At 71.6% G+C, this 23,601-nt stretch carries 19 protein-coding genes, 1 pseudogene and 1 riboswitch; of the genes and pseudogenes, 11 read left to right on the top strand and 9 right to left on the bottom strand.

Going from position 1 to position 23,601, the window contains the following annotated elements; genetic code table 11:
• The first annotated feature begins 7 nt into the window (after positions 1 to 7).
• Positions 8 to 103, top strand: a riboswitch (ZMP/ZTP riboswitch).
• Positions 104 to 127: 24 nt separating this feature from the next.
• On the top strand, positions 128 to 1,720 hold the full coding sequence (purH, locus tag ACK4TT_RS10995; protein ID WP_410212987.1) for a bifunctional phosphoribosylaminoimidazolecarboxamide formyltransferase/IMP cyclohydrolase: 1,593 nt from the start codon (positions 128 to 130) through the stop codon (positions 1,718 to 1,720).
• Positions 1,721 to 1,877: 157 nt separating this feature from the next.
• Here purH and ACK4TT_RS10990 read toward each other — a convergent pair whose 3' ends face one another.
• The gene (locus ACK4TT_RS10990) at positions 1,878 to 6,740 is read right to left on the bottom strand and encodes an NAD-glutamate dehydrogenase (protein ID WP_410212986.1); all 4,863 of its coding nucleotides are present in this window, start codon (positions 6,738 to 6,740) and stop codon (positions 1,878 to 1,880) included.
• A gap of 201 nt (positions 6,741 to 6,941) precedes the next feature.
• Positions 6,942 to 8,054, bottom strand: coding sequence for an AI-2E family transporter (locus ACK4TT_RS10985; RefSeq protein WP_409640238.1), 1,113 nt, complete (start codon positions 8,052 to 8,054; stop codon positions 6,942 to 6,944).
• A gap of 186 nt (positions 8,055 to 8,240) precedes the next feature.
• Between ACK4TT_RS10985 and ACK4TT_RS10980 the strand changes: the two genes are divergently transcribed.
• Positions 8,241 to 9,695 (top strand): helicase HerA-like domain-containing protein, encoded by a 1,455-nt coding sequence (locus tag ACK4TT_RS10980; RefSeq protein ID WP_409640241.1) that lies wholly within the window; start codon positions 8,241 to 8,243, stop codon positions 9,693 to 9,695.
• Between the two features lie 90 nt (positions 9,696 to 9,785).
• Positions 9,786 to 10,142, top strand: coding sequence for a hypothetical protein (locus tag ACK4TT_RS10975; RefSeq protein ID WP_410212985.1), 357 nt, complete (start codon positions 9,786 to 9,788; stop codon positions 10,140 to 10,142).
• 65 nt (positions 10,143 to 10,207) lie between these two features.
• Here ACK4TT_RS10975 and ACK4TT_RS10970 read toward each other — a convergent pair whose 3' ends face one another.
• Positions 10,208 to 10,990 carry an SDR family NAD(P)-dependent oxidoreductase gene (locus ACK4TT_RS10970; protein ID WP_012524041.1) on the bottom strand — a complete coding sequence of 261 codons (783 nt, stop codon included), beginning with the start codon at positions 10,988 to 10,990 and terminating at the stop codon, positions 10,208 to 10,210.
• Positions 10,991 to 11,041: 51 nt separating this feature from the next.
• On the opposite strand from ACK4TT_RS10970, the gene ACK4TT_RS10965 reads away from it, so the two are divergent.
• Positions 11,042 to 11,461: a YkvA family protein gene (locus tag ACK4TT_RS10965; RefSeq protein ID WP_409640248.1), complete on the top strand. Its 420-nt coding sequence runs from the start codon at positions 11,042 to 11,044 to the stop codon at positions 11,459 to 11,461.
• Here ACK4TT_RS10965 and ACK4TT_RS10960 read toward each other — a convergent pair.
• The 3 genes from ACK4TT_RS10960 to ACK4TT_RS10950 form a co-directional block, all read right to left on the bottom strand.
• Positions 11,458 to 12,372: a DMT family transporter gene (locus tag ACK4TT_RS10960; protein ID WP_409640251.1), complete on the bottom strand. Its 915-nt coding sequence runs from the start codon at positions 12,370 to 12,372 to the stop codon at positions 11,458 to 11,460. The genes ACK4TT_RS10965 and ACK4TT_RS10960 overlap by 4 nt on opposite strands.
• A complete protein-coding gene (locus tag ACK4TT_RS10955) occupies positions 12,369 to 13,223 on the bottom strand; it encodes an SDR family NAD(P)-dependent oxidoreductase (protein ID WP_409640254.1) in 855 nt (284 codons plus the stop codon). Before ACK4TT_RS10955 ends, ACK4TT_RS10960 begins: the two co-directional genes overlap by 4 nt.
• Before the next feature lie 97 nt (positions 13,224 to 13,320).
• Positions 13,321 to 14,322, bottom strand: coding sequence for an NADPH:quinone oxidoreductase family protein (locus tag ACK4TT_RS10950; protein WP_410212984.1), 1,002 nt, complete (start codon positions 14,320 to 14,322; stop codon positions 13,321 to 13,323).
• Positions 14,323 to 14,457: 135 nt separating this feature from the next.
• On the opposite strand from ACK4TT_RS10950, the gene rlmN reads away from it, so the two are divergent.
• The 3 genes from rlmN to ACK4TT_RS10935 are packed head-to-tail and all read left to right on the top strand — an operon-like array spanning position 14,458 to position 16,926.
• On the top strand, positions 14,458 to 15,612 hold the full coding sequence (gene rlmN, locus ACK4TT_RS10945; protein WP_409640260.1) for a 23S rRNA (adenine(2503)-C(2))-methyltransferase RlmN: 1,155 nt from the start codon (positions 14,458 to 14,460) through the stop codon (positions 15,610 to 15,612).
• A gap of 53 nt (positions 15,613 to 15,665) precedes the next feature.
• Positions 15,666 to 16,088 carry a DUF350 domain-containing protein gene (locus tag ACK4TT_RS10940; RefSeq protein ID WP_409640263.1) on the top strand — a complete coding sequence of 141 codons (423 nt, stop codon included), beginning with the start codon at positions 15,666 to 15,668 and terminating at the stop codon, positions 16,086 to 16,088.
• Between the two features lie 7 nt (positions 16,089 to 16,095).
• Positions 16,096 to 16,926, top strand: a complete 831-nt coding sequence (locus ACK4TT_RS10935; RefSeq protein ID WP_410212983.1) for a serine protease — start codon at positions 16,096 to 16,098, stop codon at positions 16,924 to 16,926.
• Here the strand turns inward: ACK4TT_RS10935 and ACK4TT_RS10930 are convergent.
• Both ACK4TT_RS10930 and ACK4TT_RS10925 read right to left on the bottom strand, forming a co-directional pair.
• Positions 16,923 to 18,623, bottom strand: coding sequence for an AmpG family muropeptide MFS transporter (locus ACK4TT_RS10930; protein WP_409640269.1), 1,701 nt, complete (start codon positions 18,621 to 18,623; stop codon positions 16,923 to 16,925). The genes ACK4TT_RS10935 and ACK4TT_RS10930 overlap by 4 nt on opposite strands.
• A 34-nt stretch (positions 18,624 to 18,657) precedes the next feature.
• The gene (locus tag ACK4TT_RS10925) at positions 18,658 to 20,211 is read right to left on the bottom strand and encodes a response regulator (RefSeq protein ID WP_409640272.1); all 1,554 of its coding nucleotides are present in this window, start codon (positions 20,209 to 20,211) and stop codon (positions 18,658 to 18,660) included.
• Between the two features lie 137 nt (positions 20,212 to 20,348).
• On the opposite strand from ACK4TT_RS10925, the pseudogene ACK4TT_RS10920 reads away from it, so the two are divergent.
• From ACK4TT_RS10920 to ACK4TT_RS10905, 4 genes and pseudogenes are all read left to right on the top strand, one after another.
• Positions 20,349 to 20,540, top strand: a pseudogene (locus ACK4TT_RS10920) (response regulator transcription factor); the annotation flags it as partial.
• 124 nt (positions 20,541 to 20,664) lie between these two features.
• Entirely contained in the window at positions 20,665 to 21,003 is a 339-nt protein-coding gene (locus ACK4TT_RS10915) for a hypothetical protein (protein WP_409640275.1), read from the top strand.
• 192 nt (positions 21,004 to 21,195) lie between these two features.
• Positions 21,196 to 21,555, top strand: a complete 360-nt coding sequence (locus tag ACK4TT_RS10910; protein ID WP_409640278.1) for a hypothetical protein — start codon at positions 21,196 to 21,198, stop codon at positions 21,553 to 21,555.
• Between the two features lie 70 nt (positions 21,556 to 21,625).
• Positions 21,626 to 22,057 (top strand): hypothetical protein, encoded by a 432-nt coding sequence (locus ACK4TT_RS10905; protein ID WP_409640281.1) that lies wholly within the window; start codon positions 21,626 to 21,628, stop codon positions 22,055 to 22,057.
• Here the strand turns inward: ACK4TT_RS10905 and ACK4TT_RS10900 are convergent.
• Entirely contained in the window at positions 22,003 to 23,541 is a 1,539-nt protein-coding gene (locus tag ACK4TT_RS10900) for a YifB family Mg chelatase-like AAA ATPase (protein WP_409640283.1), read from the bottom strand. The two genes, ACK4TT_RS10905 and ACK4TT_RS10900, sit on opposite strands and share 55 nt — an antisense overlap.
• Positions 23,542 to 23,601 lie beyond the last annotated feature (60 nt).

Here is a 23,601-nt window from a genome sequence, read left to right as displayed (position 1 = left end):
CCCCCCGCCATCGGCGCGTGACTGGCGATTGAAGGTGGGAAACCACCGGGGAGCGCGGCGACCATAGACGTTTCGCGTTCCGCCGCTCGCCTGGGCCCTTTCTTCAACCCGAAGCCAGGAGTCCGCCGTGCCCGCCGCCCCCGATTTCCCCCCCGCCCCCGACCGTGTGACCGTCCGCCGCGCCCTCCTCTCGGTCTCGGACAAGACCGGCCTCGTCGACTTCGCCCGCGCGCTCGCGGACAAGGGCGTCGAGCTCGTCTCCACCGGCGGCACGCGCAAGGCCATCGAGGGCGCCGGCCTGCCGGTGAAGGACATCTCCGAGCTCACCGGCTTCCCCGAGATGATGGACGGCCGGGTGAAGACCCTGCACCCCGTCGTCCACGGCGGCCTCTTGGGCGTGCGCGACGCGCCCGAGCACAAGGCGGCCATGGAGGCCCACGGCATCGGCGCCATCGACCTCGTCTATGTGAACCTCTACCCGTTCGAGGCCACGGTCGCGGCCGGCGGCGGCTACGAGACCTGCGTCGAGAACATCGACATCGGCGGCCCGGCCATGATCCGCTCGGCGGCCAAGAACCATGGCTACGTCGCCGTCTGCACCGAGCCGGCCGACATGGCCGAGGCGGTGGCCGCGATCGCCGCCGACGGAACCACCACCCTCGATCTCAGGAAGCGCCTGGCCGCCCGGGCCTATGCCCGCACCGCCGCCTACGACGCGGCCATCTCCCAGTGGTTCGCCGCCCAGGTGGGCGATGCGGCCCCCCGCCGCCGGGCCTTCGCCGGCGAGCTCGTGCAGACCATGCGCTACGGCGAGAACCCGCACCAGTCGGCCTCGTTCTACCGCTTCCCGAACCCGCGCGTCGGCGTGGCGACGGCCACCCAGCTCCAGGGCAAGGAGCTCAGCTACAACAACATCAACGACACCGACGCGGCCTTCGAGCTGATCGCCGAGTTCGACCCCGCCCGGGCCCCGGCTTGCGCCATCATCAAGCACGCCAACCCCTGCGGCGTGGCGACCGGCGCGAGCCTCGCCGAGGCCTATGAGCGGGCGCTGGCCTGCGATCCGGTCAGCGCCTTCGGCGGCATCGTGGCCCTCAACACCCGCCTCGACGCCGCCACCGCGGCCAAGGTGCTGGAGGTGTTCACCGAGGTGGTCATCGCGCCCGAGGCCGACGAGGACGCGATCGCCCTCTTCCGCAAGAAGAAGAACGTCCGCCTGCTGGTCACCGGCGGCCTGCCCGATCCGACGGCGCCCGGCGACACCTTTCGCTCGGTCTCGGGGGGCTTCCTGGTCCAGGGCCGCGACACCGCCCGCCTGACGCCTGCCGACCTGAAGGTGGTGACCAAGCGTGCCCCGACCGAGGCCGAGATCCGCGACATGCTGTTCGCCTTCACCATCGCCAAGCACGTGAAGTCGAACGCCATCGTCTATGCGAAGGACGGCCAGACCCTGGGCGTCGGCGCCGGCCAGATGAACCGCAAGGATAGCGCCCGCATCGCCGCCCTGCGCGCCGCCGACTTCGGCCTCGACCTGACCGGCTCGGCCTGTGCGTCCGAGGCCTTCTTCCCGTTCCCGGACGGCCTGATCCAGGCGGCGGACGCCGGCTGCACGGCGGTGATCCAGCCGGGCGGCTCCATCGGCGACGACAAGGTCATCGCCGCCGCCGACGAACGGGGCCTGGCCATGGTCTTCACCGGCGTGCGGGTGTTCAGGCACTGACCGCCTTGCCCTCCCCCTCGTGGGGAGGGTCGACTCGCCGTCAGGCGAGCGGGGTGGCGAAGCCAGTCTCCGGGCCCGGCGCCCGGTCGCGACTCCCCCACCCGTCTCCCCCGGACCGAGTCCGGGGTCGCCACCCTCCCCATGAAGGGGAGGGAAATCAGCCTCTCCGCTTCCGTCCGCTCGCCGCCTCGCTGGCCAGCTCGCGCAGGGCGGCGTTGGCGATGGTGAGCTTGGCGAAGGTCCAGGCCCCGCCGGCCGCCTCGATCTCGTCGATCGTTCGGGTGGCCGCCTGCACCGCCTCGCGCCGCAGCGCCGCCCACGAGCTCACCGCCTCGCGCGCGTGTTCGGGGTCGGACCCGGCCTGGGCCGAGCCCGCGAAGGCCATGATCGCCCGGGTGAGCTGGGCCTGTTCGGCCAGCAGGTCCTCGATCAGGCGGCGCAGCGCCGTCCGCTCGAAGAGGTCGCCGGCCCGGAACTCGCCCGCCGCGGCCCGCAGCCGGTCGAAGGCGAAGGCCTCCCCCGCCGCGTAGTAGAGCCGGGCGACGTTCGGCAGCGGCCAGCTCGAGGCCTCGGCCAGGTCCACCAGGTCGGCGGTGGTGGTGAGCGGGCCCAGCGCCGCGGCCTCGCGCGCCAGGCCGGCGGGCGTCCCGGCGTCCACGAGCTGGTCGGCGCGGGCCTCCACCGCGGCCTGTTCCACCGGCGACAGGATGGCCGGGGTGAGCTTGGCCAGCGCCTTGAAGCCCGGGCCGTAGCGGGCGGTGAGCCCGGCCACGTCCAGGCCCTCGCGGGCCGCCCGCCGGGCCAGCCAGAAGGTCGCCCCGCGCAGCGCCGCCACGAGCCGCCGCAGAAGCGCGAGCTGGCCCCCCGCCGGGACCTTCAGGTCCAGCGCCACGGCCGCCTGCCAGTGGGCCTCGAAGTCCAGCACCGCCTTGGCCGCCTCGTAGCCGGCGGTGAGCGCGACCACGTCGCAGCCCGCCGCCGCCATCATCCGCGACGGGAAGCTCGGCCCGCAGCGGTTGACCATGTCGTTGGCGATCACCGTGGCGATGATGTCCCGCCGCAGCCGGTGGCGGCGGATCGGGTCCTTCCACTTGCGGAGCGGCTTGGGGAAATAGCCTTCCAGCCGGGCCTCGAACCATGGGTCGTCGGGCGCCTCGGTGGCGACGATCTCGCGCTTCAGCTCCAGCTTGCCGTAGGCCAGCAGCACGGCCAGTTCCGGCCGCGTGAGCCCCCGGCCCGCCTGCATCCGCTCGGCGACGGCCAGGGCGTCGGGCAGGCCCTCGACGGCGCGGTCGAGGCGCCCCTTGGCTTCCAGCTCGGCCATGAACCGCGCGTGCGGCTCCAGCTCGCCGACGGTGTCCATCTCCAGCAGGGAGAGCGCCAGGGTCTGGTCGTAGTTGTGGGCGAGCACGTGTGCGGCCACATCGTCCACCATGGACTTGAGGAGGGCGTCGCGCTTCTTGCGGGTGAGCTCGCCGGTGCGCTCCAGCATGCCGGTGGCGATCTTGATGTTCACCTCGTGGTCCGAGGAGTCGACGCCCGCGGAGTTGTCGATGGCGTCGGTGTTCACCCGGCCTCCATGCTGGGCGAACTCGATGCGGCCGGCCTGGGTGAGGCCGAGGTTGGCGCCCTCGCCCACCACCTTGACCCGCAGTTCGGCGCCGTTGACGCGCACGGCGTCGTTGGCCTTGTCGCCCACCTCGGCGTTGGCCTCGGCCTTGGCCTTCACATAGGTGCCGATGCCGCCCAGGTAGAGCAGCTCGGCCGGGGCCTTGAGGATGGCGTTGATCAGTTCGGCCGGGGACAGGGCCTCGGCGGTCACCTCCAGCATGGCCCGCACCTCGGGGCTCAGCGGGATCGACTTCTGGCTGCGCGGGAAGACCCCGCCGCCCTTGCTGATCTTCCTGCGGTCGTAGTCGTCCCAGGACGAGCGGGGCAGGGCGAACATGCGCTCGCGCTCGGCGTAGCTCACGGCCGGGTCGGGGTCGGGATCGAGGAAGATGTGCCGGTGGTCGAAGGCCGCCAGCAGCCGGATCTGACGGCTGAGCAGCATGCCGTTGCCGAACACGTCGCCGCTCATGTCGCCGCAGCCCACCACGGTGAAGGGCTCGGACTGGATGTCCTTGCCGAGCTCCCGGAAGTGGCGCTTGACCGCCTCCCAGGCGCCGCGGGCGGTGATGCCCATGGCCTTGTGGTCGTAGCCGGCCGATCCCCCCGAGGCGAAGGCGTCGCCCAGCCAGAATCCGTAGGACTCGGCCACGCCGTTGGCGATGTCGGAGAAGGTCGCCGTGCCCTTGTCGGCGGCGACCACCAGATAGGGGTCGTCCCCGTCGTGGACCACCACGCCCTCGGGATGGATCACCTTGCCCTGGGGGGTGAGGTTGTCGGTGAGGTCCAGGAGGCTGGACAGGAAGGTCTTGTAGGCGCGGATGGCCTCGGCCCGCACGGCCTCGGGGGTCCCGCCTTTCGGGAGCTGCTTGGGATAGAAGCCGCCCTTCGAGCCCACGGGCACGATCACCGCGTTCTTCACCTGCTGGGCCTTCACCAGCCCCAGCACCTCGGTGCGGAAGTCGTCGCGCCGGTCGCTCCAGCGCAGGCCGCCCCGGGCCACCGGGCCGAAGCGCAGGTGCACGCCCTCCACCACCGTCGACCAGACGAAGATCTCGCGGAACGGCCTGGGCGCCGGCAGGTCGGCCAGCTCGCCGCTCGCCACCTTGAACGAGATGTAGGGCTTGGGAGCGCCGTCGGGGCCCGGCTGGTAGAAGTTGGTCCGCTGGATCGCCTGCACCAGGAGGGCCAGCCGGCGCAGCACGCGGTCGTCGTCCAGGCTCTCCACGGCCTGCAGGGCGTCCACGATCTCGGCCATCACCGCATCCCCCTGGCGCTTGCGCTCCTCCAGGCCGGCCGCGATGGCCGGATCGAAGCGGATGCGGAACAGGTCGAGGATCAGCCGGGTCACCCCCGGATGGTTCGACAGCGCCTGCTCCTGCACGCGCGGGCTAGGGTCCAGGCCCGACTGCTGGCGGTAGCGCGCCAGCGTCCGGATCAGCGCCGCGTCCCGCCACGGGATCGACAGCTCCAGAACCAGCCGGTTGAAGCCGTCGTTCTCCGTCTGACCCGTCCAGACAGCGGCGACGGCGTCTTCGAAGGCCTGCTTGACCTCGGCGAACACCAGGTGCTCGCCGCGCGGGTCCTCGATCTCGAAATCGTGGATCCAGACCGGCGCCTCGCCCTCGCGGGCGATGGGGAAGCCGGCCTCGGCGATCGCCTTCAGGCCCATGCTCTCCAGGATCGGCAGCACGTCGGCCAGAGGGGCCGGCTCGCCGCAGCGATAGAGCTTGAAGCGGAACTGCAGGGCGTTGTCGGACGCGGTGCGGTAGGCCCGCGCGCGGATGGGCGGGCCCTCCGCCAGGGTGTCGACCACGGCCACGTCCGCCAGGGCCTCGGCGGCGTCGAAGCGGTCGCGATAGCCGGCCGGGAAGGCGTCGCGGTAGCGGGCCACCGTCTCGGCGACCTCCTCCGGGGTCCGGCCGCTTGCGCGCACGGCGGCCTCGAACCGGTCCTCCCAGGTGCGCGCGGCCTCGGCCACCTGGGTCTCCACGCGGCGGAGGTCCGGCCAGGCGTGCTCGCCCGGGGTGAAGCCGATGATGTAGTGGACCCGCGCCAGCGGGGTCTCCGAGAAGCTCGGGTAGAAGGCCGAGACCCGGCCGCCGTACGCCTCCGCCAGGATCTCGCCCGCCCGCCGGCGGATATCGGAATTGTAGCGGTCGCGCGGCACGAACAGCAGGACCGAGGCGAAGCGGTCGAACGGGTCCCTGCGCTCGAACAGCCGCACGCGCGGCCGGTCGTAGAGGTGCAGGATGCCCAGCGCCTGGCTGAGCAGGTCGTCCACCGTGGCCTGGAAGAGCTCGTCGCGCGGATGGTTCTCGACGATGTTCTTCAGGCGCTTCTCGTTGTGGCTTCCGGGCGCGGCGCCGGCGCGCTCCAGCACCTTCGCCACCTTGGCGCGGATCAGCGGCACGGCGCTGGCCGGCTGGTCGTAGGCCTCGGCGGTGAACAGGCCCACGAAGCGGACCTCGCCGCGCGGGCGGCCGTCCTCGCCATAGCGCTTCACGCCGACGTAATCCATGTAGCCCCGCCGGTGGACGCGGCTCTTCACGTTGGACTTGGCCACCGTCACGGCCGGGTCGACCGCCAGCCGGTCCTTCACCTGGCCCATCAGCAGCGCGGGCTCGTTGGCCCGGCGCAGCACCGTGCGGGCCGGGTCGCGCAGCACGCCCAGGCCGTCCTTGGGCTGGTAGAGCGGCTCCTCGGGCGCGTAGTCCCCGTTGGGAAGCCTGGGGTACTCATAGACCCGCGCGCCCAGGAACACGAAGTGCTCGGCGTGCAGCCAGGAGAGGAATTCCACCTCCTCGGGGTCGGCCTTGCCGGACGCCTCCAGCTCGGCCAGCGTCCGGCCCATCAGGGCCAGCATCTCGGGGAAGTCCTCCACCGAGGCGCGCACGTCCGCCAGGGTGGATTCCACCGCGGCGACCAGCGCCTGCTCGCGGTCCGGGCCGATGGGGTCGAGGATCACCTGGATCATCGACTCGCGGCGCGGGGTCCCCGTCTCGCCGCGCACGCCCGCGCGGTCGCGCCGGACCTCGACGATGGGGTGGAACATGGCGCGCACCGACAGGCCCTGGTCGGCGATCTCGCCCATGACGCTGTCCACCAGGAACGGGGCGTCGTCCTGCACGATCTCCAGCCGGTCGAGGCCGCCCGCCGTCTCGCCGATCACCGGGGCGATGCGGATCTGCGGCCGGCGGTTGCGCCGCCGCGCGGCGAAGCGCCAGAAGTCGGCGAGGTTGCGGGCGATGTCGGCCGAGGTCAGCTCGGGCAGCTCGTCGGGGGCCGCGTCGGCGGCGGCCTGGGCGGCGAAGGCCCTGGCGGCTTCGGGGGCGGCGTCGAGCGCGGGATCGCCGGCCAGCTCGGCCAGCACCGCCTTGACGGTGGTGGAAACCTTGGGCGAGCGGCTCATCGGGCCGCTCTCCACGCGAGAACGCCGCCGGAGGAGAGAGTCCGGCGGCGTGTGGCTCCGCCGTGGGGGGGCGGCGGAACGCTTGCTCGCTGCGCCCGCGGGGTTGGGGGGCGGACGCACCAGCCGGACGGGGAAGCGGTCCGGCCAACTTCAGATAGGAAGCGCGCGATCAAGATTTAAGTCCCTGGGGTCAATTAGGGGTCAAGAACGTCTGGAGCGGCGGGCCTTGGCCGGCGCGCCGGGGGCGGAGGGGGGCGCCGCGTCGCGCGGCTTGAGGGCGGGGTCGCCGTCGTCCGACAGCAACACGGCGATCCAGCGGGTCCCCTTGAACTGGGCCAGGATGACCATGGCCATCACGGTCAACGGCGTGGACAGGAACGCGCCGGCCAGTCCCCAGACCACGCCCCAGAAGGCCAGCGCCAGCAAGAGGACGATGGGGTCCATGTTCAGGCTGCGGCTCTGCATCCTGGGCTGGACCACGTTGCCGACGAACATGGTCACCGCCTGCAGGACGATCGCCAGGGCGGCCGCCTGCCAGAGGGTCTCGAACTGCACGAGGGCGAAGATGGGCGGGAGCGCCACGCCGACGATGCCGCCGACGATGGGGATGTACGAGGCGATGAAGATCAGGATCGCCCAGAAGAGGGCGTTGTCGAGGCCGACCGCCGCCATGGCCGCCCAGGAGGCCGCCGCGATCATCAGGCCGGTGACGGTCTGGACCCACAGGTACTGCTCGACGCCGTTGCGGATGCGCTGGAAGGCCGCGACCGCCTCCTGCCGCTCCTCGCGCACGGGGAACAGGGCCACGACCTTGCGCTCCCACCCGCGGCGCGAGGCCAGGATGAATCCCAGGTAGACCAGCACGAAGGCGGCGGTGGACAGGAAGCTCTGCAGCCCCTTGGCCACCTGGCCCAGGTAGCTGGTGGGATTGAGCTGGTGGATCAGCGAGCTCACCGTCGGCGGCACGTCGATCCCCACCAGCCCCGCCATGCGGGCGATCAGGCCGTTGAGGCGTGGGGTGTAGTCCACGAGCTGGGTCGCGAAGCTGGTGGCGTTGTCGGCCACGAAGAAGGCGGCCCCGCCGAAGATCGCCACCGACAGCACGACGGCCAGCGGCGTCGCCGCCCGCCGCGAGACGCCCGGCAGCCGGGCCTGCAGGACCCGGGCGAAGCCGTCGATCATCACCGCCAGGAACATGGCCAGCGCCAGCGGCGTGAGGATGTCGGAGAGCCAGTAGAGCACGGCCCCGCCCGCGATCACCGCCAGGATTGCCAGGGCGTTTCGGGAGACCGTGTCGGCGGCGGGGGAGGGCATGGGTGTCGACAGTCTATGGTGCGGTCGCCGCCGTCAATCGGGCGTGCTCTACCTCGGTTCGTGGAGGTTGGGGAGTTATTTTGCCCTTGATGCCGGAAATATCCGCAAGGTTCGTTCGCTCTGGCTCCCCGCCGCCGGCCCGGCTAGCTTGGCCGAGGTCTGTATGACTTGCACACGGGAGTGATCATGTCGGGCGACGGCGTCCTGATCGGCTGGTCGGACCACGCGGAGGTCCTCAGGCTCGACCGCGCCAACCGCCACGGCCTGGTGGCCGGCGCCACCGGCACGGGCAAGACCGTCACCCTCCAGATCCTGGCCCAGGGCCTCTCGGACGCCGGCGTCCCGGTCTTCGCCGCCGACGTGAAGGGCGACCTCTCGGGCATCGCCGCGCCCGGCCAGCCCAACGAGAAGTTCCTCGAACGGGCCCGCATCATGGGCCTCGACCTCCAGCCCGCCGCCGCGCCCGTCGTGTTCTGGGACCTGTTCGGCGAGGCCGGCCATCCGGTGCGCACCACGGTCTCCGAGATGGGCCCCCTGCTGCTCTCGCGGATGCTGGAGCTGAACGAGGTGCAGGAGGGCGTGCTGACCGTCGTCTTCCGCGCCGCCGACGAAGAGGGCCTGCTGCTCCTCGACCTGAAGGACCTCCAGGCGGCGCTGGCCCACGCCGCCGACAACGCCAGGGCGCTCTCGGCCCGCTACGGCAACATCTCGCCGGCCACCGTGGCCACCATCCAGCGCAAGCTGCTGATGCTTGAGGACCAGGGCGGGGCGAACCTGTTCGGCGAGCCGGCCCTGTCGCTGTCCGACCTGATGCGCACCGACGGCGCGGGGCGGGGCTACGTGAACATCCTCGCCGGCGAGCGGCTGATTTCGAACCCCAGGCTCTACGCCACCTTCCTCTTGTGGCTGATGAGCGAGCTCTTCGAGGAACTGCCCGAGGTGGGCGATCCGGAGAAGCCGCGCCTGGCCTTCTTCTTCGACGAGGCCCACCTCCTGTTCCGCGACGCGCCCAGGGCCCTGCTGGAGAAGGTGGAGCAGGTCGTGCGCCTGATCCGCTCCAAGGGCGTCGGCGTCTATTTCGTCACCCAGAACCCTGCCGACATCCCCGACACCGTGCTGGGCCAGCTCGGCAACCGCATCCAGCATGCGCTGCGCGCCTACACGCCCGTGGAGCAGAAGGGGCTGAGGGCCGCCGCGGGCAGCTTCCGGACCAATCCCGCCTTCGACACCGCCGAGGCCATTCAGCACCTGGGCGTGGGCGAGGCCCTGGTCTCGGTGCTGGACGAGAAGGGCGCGCCCACCGTCGTCCAGAAAACGCTCGTCCGGCCGCCGGCGTCCAGGCTCGGGCCGCTGCTGCCCGCCGAGCGGGCGCAGGTCATGTCGGCCAGTCCCGTGCGCGGCCTCTACGACCAGGTCCGCGACCGCGAGAGCGCCTACGAGATGCTCAAGGCCAAGACTGTCGAGACCGCCGCCGCGCCGGAGTCCGCGCCTGGGCGGTCCCGTCCCGACGCCCGCGACAAGCCGTCCGAGTTCGAGACCATGGGCAAGGCCTTCGCGACCTCCATGTTGCGCACCATCGGCAACCAGGTCGGCCGCGAGATCATGCGCGGCTTGCTGGGCGGGGTCCGCCGCCGGCGCTAGGGCGCCTCCTGACAACCGCCACGCGCGGGTGCTAGCGTCGCCTTAGGTGTCGCGTTTCCGGCAAGAGAAACCGATCGGGAGGATCATCTCATGCGGCTCATCGCCCTCGCCGCCGCAACGGCCGTGTTCGCCGTTCCCGCCGTCGCCAACGCCCAGGTCGCCGACCCGGCCGAGCGTCCAGCCTTCGTCAATGTGGACGAGCCGGCGTTCTGCAACGCCGCCGGCCTCGCCGATCCGCGGGAGCAGGCCTCGGGGTTCGCCATTCCCGCCGACAAGGGCGGCGGCCAGCTCGTGTTCGTCGACAAGGTCCAGGCCCAGTGCCAGCAGGTCGTCGGCGGCAAGCCCACGGGCCAGCTCAAGCGGCCCACCATCTGCCCGCTCGGCGCCGGCCGCATCCTGAAGGACGGCGCCTGGATCTGCCGCAGCCAGAAGCTGGCCGGCAAGTAGGCCCCAAGGAAAAGGGCCCCCGGCGTCGCCGCCGGAGGCCCCGATCTCTCGGCCGGGCGTGGCGCCTAGCGCGGCGCCATGCGGATCGCGCCGTCGAGGCGCACGTCCTCGCCGTTGAAGTAGCCGTTGGTGATCATGGTGAGCGCCAGCTGGGCGTACTCTTCCGGATTGCCGAGGCGCTTGGGGTGCGGGACCTGGGCGCCCAGGGCGGCCTTCACCGCTTCCGGCGCGGCGGCCAGCAGCGGGGTGTTGAAGATGCCCGGCAGGATGGTGTTCACCCGGATGCCGTCGTTCGACAGGTCGCGGGCGATGGGCAGGGTCATGCCGACCACCCCGCCCTTCGAGGCGGAGTAGGCCGCCTGGCCGATCTGGCCGTCCTCGGCCGCCACCGAGGCGGTGTTGACGATGGCGCCGCGGTCGCCGTCCGGCAGCGGGTCCAGGGTCAGCATGCCGGCCGCCGACTTGGCGATGCAGCGGAAGGTGCCCACCAGGTTGATCTGGATGATCATGTTGAAGGCGTCGAGCGGGAAGTGCTTGATCTCGCCGGTCTGCTTGTCGCGGCTGGCCGTCTTGATGGCGTTGCCGGTGCCGGCGCAGTTGACCAGGATGCGTTCCTGGCCGTGGGCCGCGCGGGCCTTGGCGAAGGCCGCGTCCACGTCCTCTTCCGAGGTGACGTTGCACTTGCAGAACACGCCGCCGACGTCCTTGGCGACCGCTTCGCCCTTCTGTTCGTTCATGTCGAAGATGGCGACCTTGACGCCCTTGGCCGCGAGGGCCCGGACGGTGGCTTCGCCGAGGCCCGAGGCGCCGCCGGTGACGACCGCCGCGACGGATGAATTGAGTTCCATGGACGCTCCGCTCCCATATGATGACCCGAAGTCGGCGAAGGCTTTAGCCCGATGAGCGGCGGCGAAAAAGTGTCACCCAACGTCAATGCGACGTTCGATCCCAAGGACGAGATCGCGCCCTCCCGGGCCCTGGTTCCGGCGGTCATGCGGGTGAACGAGCAGCGGGTGGCTCGGGGCTTCTGGCCCAAGATCCGCAAGGCGGCGGCCAAGATCCCCTTCGCGCGCGACGCCCTGGCCGTCTGGTTCTGCGCCCGCGACGAGGAGACGCCGCTGGCCGCCAAGGGGATGATGCTGGCGGCCCTGGCCTATTTCGTCCTGCCGGCCGACGCCGTCCCCGACTTCATCGCGGGCCTGGGCTACACCGACGACGCGGCGGTGTTCGCCGCCCTGATGAGCGTCATCGGCAGGAACCTGAAGCCCCGCCATCGCGAGGCGGCTGGCCGGGCGCTGGAGCGGCTGGCGGAGGACTAGGTCCTCTTCGCCAGCTGGTATTCCCGCCAGGTGATGAACATGGTCGAGGCCACCACCACGCCCGCGCCGGCGACGGTCCACGCCGTCGGCGCCTCGTGGAACAGCACGAAGCCGGCGGCGGCGGTGAACACCAGGCGCACATAGTCGATCGGGGCCATGGCGGCGGCGTCGCCGATCTGCATGCCCTTGATGTAGCAGGCCTGGGTGGCGGTCCCGATCACGCCCATCAGGCAGAGCAGCAGCAGGTCGACGGGCTCGGGCCAGCGCCAGCTCATGACCGCACCCGGAATGGAGAAGATCAGGCCCAGCGTCATGGCCCAGACCAGCAGGACAGTCGGCGAATGGTCGCGGGTCATCACCTTCATGCCGGTGATGGTCAGCGCGAACAGGAACGAGGCGGCCAGCATGGCCATGGCCGGGACGCCCACGGCGAACTCGCCGCCGGCGCCGGGCCGGATCATCAGCAGTACGCCCGCGAAGCCGACAACCGCCGCGGCGATGCGCAGGGCGCCGATCTTCTCGCGCACCACGAAGGCGGCCAGCGGCACCAGCCACAGCGTCCGCGTGAAAGACAGCGCGTTGGCGTCGGCCAGCGGCATCTTCTGGAAGGCGTAGAACGACAGGATCATGGCCATGGTCCCCGCCGCCGAGCGGAAGAACAGGATGCCGGGCCGCGTGGTGGCGTAGGCCGCGCCCCGCAGGCGCAGGATCACGGGCAGCAGGACGGCGAAGCCCGCCGCCTGCCGGTAGAAGGTCTGCAGCGCCGCCGGATAGTCGTCGCCCAGGAACTTGATGAGGGTGGTCATCACCGTGAAGCCCAGGGCCGAGGCGAGCATCCACAGCGCGCCCCGGACATTGGGGGTCAGGCGGCGCTCCGCCTGCGGTTCGACGATGATTCCGTCGTCGCTCATTCGCCCGCGGGGGGCGCGAACTCGGCGAACAGGGCCGTCAGCGGCGAGACCGTGTCGGGGTCCCAGGCGTGGCGGCCGCCCACGGTGATTCCGCCATCCACCACGATGTGCGTGCCGGTGACGAAGACCGAGTCGTCGCTGGCCAGGTAGAGGGCCGCGCGGGCGATGTCGTCGGGCATGCCGGCCTTGGGCATGGGCTGGGCCAGCGGCGCCTTCTCGGCCACCAGGGCCGCCATCTGGTCGGCCACCGCCCGGGGCAGGCCCAGGGAGGCGCCGAAGATGGAGGTGGCGATCAGGCCCGGGCAGATGGCGTTCACCCGGATCTTCTGGGGCGAGAGCTGGGCGGCCGCGCACCGGCTCATGTGGATCACCGCGGCCTTGGCCGAGGAATAGGCCACCGGGCCCCAGCCGGCCTGCAGCCCCGCGATCGAGGCGGTGTTGATGATCGAGCCGCCGCCGCGTTCCAGCATCAGCGGGGCGGCGTGCTTCATGCCCAGCGCCGGGCCGCGGACCAGGATGTCGAAGATCCAGCTCCAGCCGTCGGCGGTGATCTCGGGGATGGTGCGCATCATGTCCGAGACGCCGGCGTTGTTGAACAGCACGTCCAGGCCGCCGAACTCGGACTTCGCCAGCCCGACCATGGCGGCGATCTCGTCCTCGCGGGTCACGTCGCAATGGGCGTAGCGGACCTGGCCGGGGAAGCGCTTCTCCAGCATCGCCCCCTTCTCGTCCTGGATGTCGGCGGCGACGACCTTGGCGCCCTCGGCGACGAACAGCTCCACCGTCCCCAGGCCGATCCCCGACACCCCGCCGGTGATCACCGCAACCTTGCCCTCGAGCCTGCCGGCCATGACGCTTCCCTCCGATTGGTTATCGGCGTTCAGTAGAGGGGCGCGGGCGAGCCCGCAACCGTCTCCCGCCCGGTCGGGGGCGGGAGACGCGCCGGGCTCAGTCGACCGTCACGACCACCTTGCCCATGGCCTTGCGGCTGGCCAGGTGCTTGATGGCGTCGGCGGCGCGGCTCAAGGGGAAGCGCTCCGAGACGTACGGCTTGATCTTGCCGGCCTCGTACATCTTCATCAGCTCGGCGATGCCCTCGCGGTGCTTCTCGGGGTTCTTGCCGACCCAGGCGCCCCAGAAGACGCCGACGATGTCGCAGCCCTTCAGCAGGGCGAGGTTCAGGGGGATCTTGGGGATCTCGCCGGCCGCGAAGCCCACCACCAGGTACTTGCCCTCCCAGGCGATCGAGCGCAGGGCGGGTTCGGCGTAGGCGTCGCCGATGGCGTCGTAGATCACGTCGGCGCCGTTGGGGGCCGTGGCGTCCTTGAAAAGCTGGGCGAGCGCCCGCTGGCCTTCCTTGTCGAACGGCCCGCGCGGATAGACGACGCCCGAGTCCGCGCCCTTGGCGAGGCACAGGTCGATCTTCTCCTGGCTGGAGGCCGCGGCGATCACCTTGGCGCCCATGGCCTTGGCGAGTTCGACGGCGGCCAGGCCCACGCCGCCCGCGGCGCCCAGCACCAGCAGGCTCTGGCCGGCCTTGAGCTGGGCGCGGTCCTTCAGCGCATGCCAGCTCGTGCCGTAGGTCATGATGAAGGCCGCCGCCTCGTCGAACGGCATGCTGTCGGGGATCTTCACCAGGCGGTTCGCATCCAGCGCCAGCTCCTGCGCCATGCCGCCCCAGCCGGTGTTGCCCAGCACCCGGTCGCCGGGCTTCACGTGGGTCACGCCCTCGCCGACGCTCTTGACGATCCCGGCGATCTCGCCGCCGGGCGAGAAGGGGCGCTCGGGCTTGAACTGGTACTTGTCCTCAATGATCAGCACGTCGGGGAAGTTGACGCCGATGGCCTTCACCTCGACCACCGCCTGGCCGGCCTTGGCCTCGGGGGAGGGCACGTCCTCCAGGACCAGGGTGTCCGGACCGCCGACTTCCTTGCTCAACAGGGCCTTCATGCGCGCCTCTCCCTATGTGCGGGCCTAATCTCCAGGGCGCGGACGCTAGCCACTCGAACGCCTGTTTGAAAGGGCCGATTTGGAGCACGACACGGGCTCGCCTATATTCCGCGCCTTCCAGCTAAGGATCCTGCCTTGGGCGTGACCCTCGACCTCAGCCGCGCGCCGGCGCAGCCGCTCGCGCCGCAAAAGCCGAACCTGTCCGGCATGACCCGGGCGGAGCTGGCCGCCTGCCTGGTCGAACTGGGGATCGCGCGGCCCGAGAAGGCCCGCATGCGCGCCTCCCAGCTCTGGCGCTGGATGCACCACTACGGGGTCACCGACTTCGACAGGATGACCGACGTGGCCAAGGAGACGCGCGCGGCGCTGGCCGAGGCGGTGGTCATCTCGCGGCCGGAAGTCGTCGAGCGCCAGGTCTCCAAGGACGGCACCCGCAAGTGGCTGATCCGCATGGCGCCCGGCGTCGAGGTCGAGACCGTCTACATCCCCGACGTCGGCCGGGCCGGCGCCCTGTGCGTCTCTTCCCAGGTGGGCTGCACGCTCAACTGCACCTTCTGCCACACCGGCACCCAGGCCCTGGTGCGCAACCTGACCGCCGCCGAGATCGTGGCCCAGGTGCAGGTCGCCCGCGACGACCTGGGCGAATGGCCCTCGCCCAAGGAGGACCGCCGCCTCTCGAACATCGTGTTCATGGGCATGGGCGAGCCGCTCTACAACCTCGACAACGTGGCCGCGGCCATCGACATCATCGCCGACAACGAGGGCATCGCCATCTCGCGCCGGCGGATCACCGTCTCGACCTCGGGCGTCGTGCCGCAGCTCCAGGCCCTGGGCGAGAAGACCCAGGCCATGCTGGCCATCTCGCTGCACGCCACCAACGACGAGCTGCGCGAGAAGCTGGTGCCCCTCAACAAGAAGTACCCGCTGAGCGAGCTGATGGCCGGCATCCGGGCCTATCCGGGCCTGTCCAACGCCCGGCGGGTGACCTTCGAGTACGTGATGCTGAAGGGCGTGAACGACAGCCCGGCCGAGGCCAAGGCCCTGGTCCAGCTCCTCAAGGGCATCCCGGCCAAGATCAACCTGATCCCGTTCAATCCCTGGCCCGGCAGCGAGTACCAGTGCTCGGACTGGGCGACGATCGAGCGGTTCGCCGCCGTGCTGAACCGCGCTGGTTACGCCAGCCCGATCCGCACGCCCCGCGGCCGCGACATCCTCGCCGCCTGCGGCCAGCTCAGGAGCGAGAGCGAGAAGATGCGGGCCAGCGTGCGGCGGAAGGTCCAGGCCGGCTGACCCGGGCGGGTTCGGCGTGCTAACGGTGAAGCCTCAAGTTCGCGGGAGTTCGCATGCCCACGCCGTCGCCTGAGATCCAGGCCTTCGCCACCGGATTCCCCATCGCCCTGCTGCATATCGTCGTCACCATGGCGATCCTGGTGGCGGCCTCGGCGCTCTATATCCTGCTGACCCCGCACAAGGAGATCGCGCTCATCCGCGAAGGCAACACCGCCGCGGCGGTGTCGTTGGGCGGGGTGATGCTGGGCCTCTCCATCCCGCTGGCGGTGTCGCTGCAGGCCTCGACCAACCTGATCGAGATCGGGCTGTGGGGCGCGGCGACCGTGGTCGTCCAGCTCCTGGTTTTCCGCCTCGTGGATCTGATGCTGCACGGCCTGCCCAGGCGCATCCAGGACGGGGAGATGGCCGCCGCCGCCCTGCTGGTGGGCGCCAAGCTGTCCACCGCCGTGATCGTGGCCGCCGCGGTGACCGGCTGACCCCACCATGCATTTCCCGCGGCTGCCGGACTGGCTCGTCTACTCCGCGATCGTGCTGGCGCTGCTGTTCGCGGCCCTGGGACGCGGGGAGCGCGCCGACGCGCCGCCGCCTCCGCCCGCCGTGGCCGAGCCCCTGGGCGAGGCGGTGGGCCCAGCCTCCCCGTTCGATCCCTCGGTGGTCGTGGACGTGCCCAACGAGACCGGGCCGGCCACCGGCACCGCCTTCTCCATCGCCCGCTCGGGCGTCTGGCTGACCGCGCGCCACGTGGTCGAGGGTTGCTCCAGGACGGCGCTGGTGGTGGGCGACGGCGTGGGCGTGGCCGCCCAGGTCCGCATCGATCCGCGCGGCGAGGCGGCCATGCTGTTCACGGAGGGCGGGGCCGACGCCCTGCCGCTGGCGCTGGGCGAGCCGCTGCGGCGCGGCCAGCGCGCCTACCACCCGGGCTTCCCGCAGGGCGAGCCCGGCGAGGCCACCTCGCGCCTGCTGGGCCGTGAGACCCTGGTGGTGCGCGGCCGCGGGGCCCGCAGCGAGCCGGTGCTGGTGTGGGCCGAGGCCGGCCGCACCGAGGGGCTGGAGGGGACGCTGGGCGGGCTGTCGGGCGCGCCGGCCTTGGACGCCCAGGGCCGGGTGATCGGCGTGACCATCGCCGAGAGCCCCCGCCGGGGCCGCATCTACACCACCGCGCCCGAGGTGGTGACGGCGACGCTGGCCGCCAGCGGCCGCCGCTTCGCCGGTCCCGCCGAGGCCGAGCCGCTCACGCCGCAGAACTACTTCTACGTGGCCGACGACCTGCGCCGCGGCCTGCGCGTGGCCCAGGTGGTGTGCCTGGCGACCTAGGAGGCGCTGGGCTTCGACGGGCTCTGCCGGGCGGCGACCATGAAGGCCAGGACGATGGCGGCGACCCCCACCAGCGCCGAATAGAAGAAGAAGACCACATAGCCCGCCCCCAGCGCGGCCGGCGTGGCGCCGGACTTCTCGGCGGCCGAGGCGTAGGCCTCCGGCGGCATCCCCGCGAACATCGCCTTCAGACCCGAGAACATGCCGCCCGCGTCGGCGTTGGCGGCCGATCCCTCGACGATCCGCCCCGACTGCGAGGCCACGAGCTTTCCGGGCAGGGCGTAGAGGGAAGAGAAGAGCGCGTACTGAGTGGCCGTGAACCCCGCGGTCGTCAGGCTCGACATATAGGCGATCAGACAGGTGCCGGCGAAGCCTGACGCCACGTTGTCGACGCCGATGGCGATGAACAGGTTCGGAAGGTCCGCGCCGGCCACCGCGAGCCAGGCGAAGACAAGGTTGGACAGGGGCTGGGCGAAGGCGCCGATCACCAGGGCGCGGACCAGCCCGAGTCTCGCCACGGCGAAGCCGCCGAGGCCCACCCCGATCACCGACATCACCACGCCGAACACCTTCCGCACCTCGGCGATCTCGGTCTTGGTGAAACCGAGGTCCGCGTAGAAGGGGTTCATGATGTTCAGCACGAAGTCCGAGAGCCGGTAGAGGCAGATCAGCGCCAGGATCAACGCCGCCACGCCCCGATAGCGGACGAAGAAGTCGCGCAGGGGATCGCCCAGCGCCGCCGACAGATAGACGCCGGGCCGGGTGCGAGCGCCGGGCAGCGGGCAGGCGGCCAGCACGATCACCACGAGGCCGGCCGCCACCGCCACGAGCTGGAAGTAGATTCCCTCGGGCTTCATGTCCCAGGCGGCCCGGACGGTTTCGCCCGCCGCGGGCAGGCCCAACATCCTCAGGCCATCGGCGAGCAGGGTCGCGTCGGCGGCGAGCCCAGAACCCAGCACGACGGCGCCCAGGGCGAAGACCGCCAGGCGGCCGATCCACTCGGGGATTTCCAGCGCCGGGCGGCTCGGCGTCCCCTCGGCGTGAATGGGACGGATGGCGTGAACCTTCTCGCGCGGGGCGCCGAGCGCCCCTGCCACGCCGACCAGCATCAACGCCGCCATGACGGCGTAGGAGACGTGCCAGTTGAAGGCGTCGGCCAGCAGCAGCGGCGCGGCGCCGGCCACGATCATGGCGATGCGATAGCCCCACTGGTAGGCGGCGGCGAGCGCGCCCTGGCGCTCGGTGTCCGCCGCTTCGATGCGCCAGGCGTCGATGACGATGTCCTGGCTGGCCGACGTGAAGCCCACGAAGACGGCGAAGGCGGCGGTCATGCCCAGGCTGCGGGCCGGGTCGGTCCCGGAGATCAGCCACAGGCCCAGGACCAGCAGGGCCTGGAGCACGATCATCCAGCTCCGTCGGTGGCCGAGCAGCCGGGTCAGGCCGGGGACCTGGGTGCGGTCGATCAGCGGCGCCCAGAGGAATTTCAGGGAATAGGCCAGCGTCGCGAGCGCGAAGATCGAGATGACCTTCAGCGACAGGCCGGAATCCCGCAGCCACAGCGACAGGGTGTCGAAGATCAGCAGGTTCGGCAGCCCGGCGGCGAAACCGAGCGCGAGCATCACCAGCGAGCGGCGCTCCAGGAAGATGGCGAGGGCCGCCAGGGTCCCCCGCTTGCGGTCCGCGGCGTCCGCGCTCATGGCCTCTCCGGCAACTGGGACGCCCCCCGCGCCCTCAGCCGACCTTGGCGCGCGCCGCGGGCTTCGTCCAGCCGCCGCGGGTCCACCGCGTCAGGACGGCGCGCAGGGCGTCGGGCGACAGCGGCTTGACCAGGAAGTCGTTCATGCCGGCGGCCAGGCAGGCGCGCCGGTCGTCCTCGAAGGCGTTGGCGGTCAGCGCCACGATCGGGGCCGAGACGCCGGCCGCGCGCATGCGCCGGGCGGTCTCCTCGCCGGACAGGCCGGGCATGCGCATGTCCATCAGGATCAGGTCGAAGACGCCGACCCGGGCCGCGGCCAGGGCCTCCTCGCCGCCGACGGCGTGCTCCACGGCGCAGCCCTCGCGGGTCAGCAGGGCGCGGGCGAGCAGGGCGTTGATCGGATTGTCCTCCACCAGCAGGACGCGGGCGCCCGGCGCGGCCGCCGCGGCGATCCGCTCGTCGTCGCGGCCTCCTTGCGCCTTCTCCATGGCGCCGGCGGCCACCAGCACCCGCTCGGCCAGCGAGGTGCGGCGGAGCGGCTTGATCAGGTAGCCGGCGAAGCCCGCGCGGCGGAGCTTCGGGATGCGGTCCCGTTCCTCGGGCGCCAGCAGCACGATGCAGGCGCGGTTGTCGGCGGGTTTCAGGACCTCGCCCTCCGCGGCCACCGCGGCGTCGATCAGGAGGACGTCGCCGGCCTCGGTGGTGGCGAGGGCGCTGCGCACGTCGGCGGCTGTCACGGCCCGGCCGCCGCTGGCCCGAACCTGCCGGCGCGCGGCCTCGCGCACGATGGCGTTCGGCGAGACGATCCCCACGGTGCGTCCCTTCAGGGGCGGATCGGCCGCCGTCTGCGGCAGGGCCGGGAAGTCGGCCTCGAACCAGAAGCAGGCTCCGCCGCCCCCGTTCCTGCTTACGCTGGCCGTCTCAACGCCCACCTCGCCGCCCATGGCGCGCGCGAGCCTGCGGGCGATGGCCAGGCCCAGGCCCGCCCCGCCCAAGTCGGCGTGGCTGGCTTCGGCCTGGGCGAAGGCCTCGAAGATGCGGTCGCGGGCCGAGGCGGACACGCCGGGCCCCGTGTCCTCGACGGTGAAGCGCAGGCGGCCGGGCTCGGGCGCGGCGACCGTCAGCAGCACGCCGCCCTCTTCAGTGAACTTCACGGCGTTCCCGGCGAAGTTCAGCAGGATCTGGCGCAACCGCCCCTCGTCGGCCCGCACGGCCCCCACGTTCGCGGGCGCGGCCCAGGCGATCTCCAGGCCCTTCTCCCGCGCGCCGGCCGAGAGCAGCTCGCAGACGCTGCGCAGCAGGTTCTCGACGTCCATGGGCTCGGGGTGCAGCTCGACCCGGCCCGCGCCGAGCTTGGCGAAGTCGAGCACGTCGTTGACCAGGGTCAGCAGGTGCTGGCCGCTCTCGCGCAGGGCCGCCACATACGCCCGCTGCTCGGCGGTCATGCGCGTGCCCTCCAGCAGGCGGGCCATGCCCAGGACGCCGTTCAGGGGCGTGCGGAACTCGTGGCTCAGCGAGGCGAGCTGCTCCGCGCTGATCTGGGCGCGGGCGGGACGGCGTTCGGAAAGGGGTCTCAGCGGCTTTCGCATCGCCGGCAGCCTTAGGTCCGAACGGCTTAACGGTAGGTCAAACGTCGACGTCGGGGCGGACGGGGCGACGCCCCCCGGGGCGGAATCCACCCGCCAAAGTAGACGCGGGCCCAAAGCCGTCGTTTACTGGCGCCGCTATGCCCACCCGGACCGACGCCGCGACCAATCCCGCCGAGCTGCTCACGCAGCGCGAGCGGGAATGCCTGCGTCTGGTCGATCAGCACCTCAGCTCCAAGCAGATCGCCCGCGAGCTCGGCATGTCCAAGACCTCGGTGGACACCTACTGCGACCGCGCGCGGCGCAAGCTGGGCGTGCCAGACCGCTATGAGGCCGCGCGGATCGTCCGCCAGCTCGAGGTGGGCCCTGTCCTGACCGCGTCAGGACAGGACACGATCAGGACAGACAAGCCGGCCGAGCCCTGGCTGGATGAGCCCGCAACCAACGGGGGCTCCCATGGGCGACTGGCAGAACTTCGACAACCGGGCGGTGATTGGCAGAGCGCTTCGACTGCGTCGGGAGATCGACGACTTCGAGGCGCGCTGGCCGAGCCTGCCGAACCGGGAAGAGGCCCTTCCGGGCTTTTCCTGGACCCAGCTGGAACGGCAGCTCGTCGATCTTTCGGCGAGCCCGGCCCAGGCGGACATGGCGAGGCATCTGGTCTCGGCGACCCGCAAGCTGGCTCCCTTCAAGCCGGCCGAGATGGTCCTGCGCGAGATTCTCTGTCTCACGTGGGTCCTCCTGGACGAGAACTTCCGGCCCGACTTGGACGAGGGCTCGGGCCCAATGAGCTAGGACCCCTCGCCCGGCTCGGGGCGATCCTCGGGGTGGCGGTCCTGACCGCGCTCGCCTTCGGCGGGATGCTGGCTGGACTGCACGCCCTCCAAGCCCTGGGTCACGCTTAACCTAAGGCCTGAACGGCCGAGAAACCCTGAAATGCTAAACCTTTAGGCGCGTCGCTGCTGGCGGCGCGCATGGAGAAGACTCATGCTCAAGCAACGCCGCCTGGCCGCCGAACAGATCGCCGGCGCCCTCTTCGAAGCCGAATCCGCGATCGACGCGGCCCTCGCCAAGACCGCCGCCCTCACCGGCGTCATGCCCGCCCTGCGCCAGCAGGCCGGCGCCTCGGCCCTGATCGGCCAGGACGCGGTCGAACGGGCCAGCCAGGCGATCATGGCCCTGGCCGAGGCCCGCCGGGCCATCGTCGAGACCCACAAGGAACTCAGCGTCGCCCAGCACCAGGTTGGCCTCGGCGCCGTGATGGTGGGCGATCCGGGCGGTGAAAAGCCGACGGTCGCCGCCGCCGCGACCGGAGGGCGCCGGCTGCGCGAGGTGGCCGCCGCCTGAACGGGGTTCCCACCCCGGTCTGACCTCTGGCAAGAAGGGCCTTCCGTTGGGGCGGGAGGCCCTTTCCTTGTTGGCGATCCATGAAGTGCGCGCCTTCGTGTGGGCCGCGACCGTCATCGGCGTCTGCGCGGTCGCGCTGTGGCGAGGGGGTGACGACGAGCGGCTCGCCGCCGTGGGCCTGCTGGGCGGCTGGGCCCTGACCATGCTGACCTACCGGTCCCAATTCCAGCATACCGAGTGGGGCATCCTCGTCGTGGACGCAGCGCTCTTGGGGCTGCTGATCTGGATAGCCCTGCGCAGCGGTCGCTACTGGCCCTTGTTCGCAGCCGGGTTCCACTTGTTGGCCATCGTGACCCACATCGCCAAGACGGTGGACCAGACCGTCGGCGCCTGGGCCTACATCACCGCCGAGATCATCTGGGGCTATCTGCTGGCCTTCACCATCGGCTACGGGGCCTGGACGGCGCCGGCGAACGACCCCGCCGGCGCCACGCGGCGGTAGATCAGCGCCTCTGCCACGTGGACGCGGCGCACGGCCGCTGAGCCCTCCAGGTCGGCTATGGTGCGGGCGAGCCTGAGCGTCCGCGTCCAGCCGCGCGCCGACAATCCGCCCGCCTCGGCGGCGCGGGCCAGCAGCGCGCGGGCCGGCTCGTCCAGGGCGGCGATCTTCTCCAGGAAATCACCCTCGGCCTGGGCGTTGAGCGGCGCCCCGCCCCATCCGGCGGCCCGCTCGGCCTGGACTTGCCGGGCCTGGGCCACGCGGGCGGCGGCCTCGGCCGTGCCCTCGGACGGCGCCGGCAGGGCGAGATCGGCGGCGGTGACGGCCGGGACCTCCACCTGCAGGTCGATGCGATCCATCATCGGGCCCGAGATCCGGCCCTGGTAGTCGGTCTGGCAGCGGGGCGCGCGCCCGCAGGCGCCCCGGCCGGGCCCGCCCACCCCGCACCGGCAGGGGTTCATGGCCGCCACCAGTTGGAAGCGCGCGGGATAGCGGATGTGGGCGTTGGCGCGGGCCACCACCACCTCGCCGGTCTCCAGTGGCTGGCGCAGCGAATCCAGCGCCTGGGCCCCGAACTCCGGGAGCTCGTCCAGGAACAGCACGCCATTGTGCGCGAGGCTGACCTCGCCGGGCTTGGCCTTCAGTCCGCCGCCGGTCAGGGCCGCCATGCTGGCCGAATGATGGGGCGTGCGGAACGGCCGGGCGCGGGTCAGCTGCCCGCGCGCGATCAGGCCGGCCACCGAATGGATCATCGAGGTCTCGAGCAGCTCCTCGGAGGTCAGCGGCGGCAGGAGGCCGGGCAGGCGCGCGGCCATCATCGACTTGCCAGAGCCGGGCGGGCCGACGAACAGCAGGTTGTGGCCGCCGGCCGCGGCGATCTCGAGCGCCCGCTTGCCGTTCTCCTGGCCCTTCACGTCGCGCAGGTCGGGCGCGCGCTCGCCGTCCAGCATCGGGCCGGGCATGGGCGGGGTCAGCACCTGGGTCCCTCGGAAGTGGTTCACCAGGGCGATCAGGGACGGCGCGGCCAGCACCCGCGTCCCGCCGGCCCAGGCGGCCTCGGCTCCGCAGGCTTCCGGGCATATCAGCCCCAGGCCCAGGCTTCCGGCGGCCACCGAGGCGGGCAGGGCGCCGGCGACGCTGGTGATCCGCCCGTCCAGCGACAGCTCGCCCACCGCCGCCCAGCCTTCCAGGGCGTCGGCCGGGATGATCCCCATGCCGGCCATCACGGCGAGCGCGATCGGCAGATCGTAGTGGCTGCCCATCTTGGGCAGGTCGGCCGGCGCCAGGTTGGCGATGATGCGCTTGCCGGGCATGGCGAGCCCCAGACCCGCGAAGGCGGCGATCACCCGTTCGCGGCTCTCGGCCACGGCCTTGTCGCCAAGCCCCACGACGATGAAGGCGAAGGCGCCGGCGGTGAACTGGACCTGCACGTCGACACGGACGGCCTCCACGCCATGGAACGCCAGGGTGACCACGCGCGCCGCCATCTCAACCCCTTGTGTCCAGCCAAGAGTTATCCACAAACCACAGCATGAAGCTGGGCTCGG

Source organism: Phenylobacterium sp. (genome assembly GCF_046463815.1).
Taxonomy (GTDB): Bacteria; Pseudomonadota; Alphaproteobacteria; order Caulobacterales; family Caulobacteraceae; genus Phenylobacterium.
This window is presented reverse-complemented; position numbering and strand designations above follow the sequence as displayed.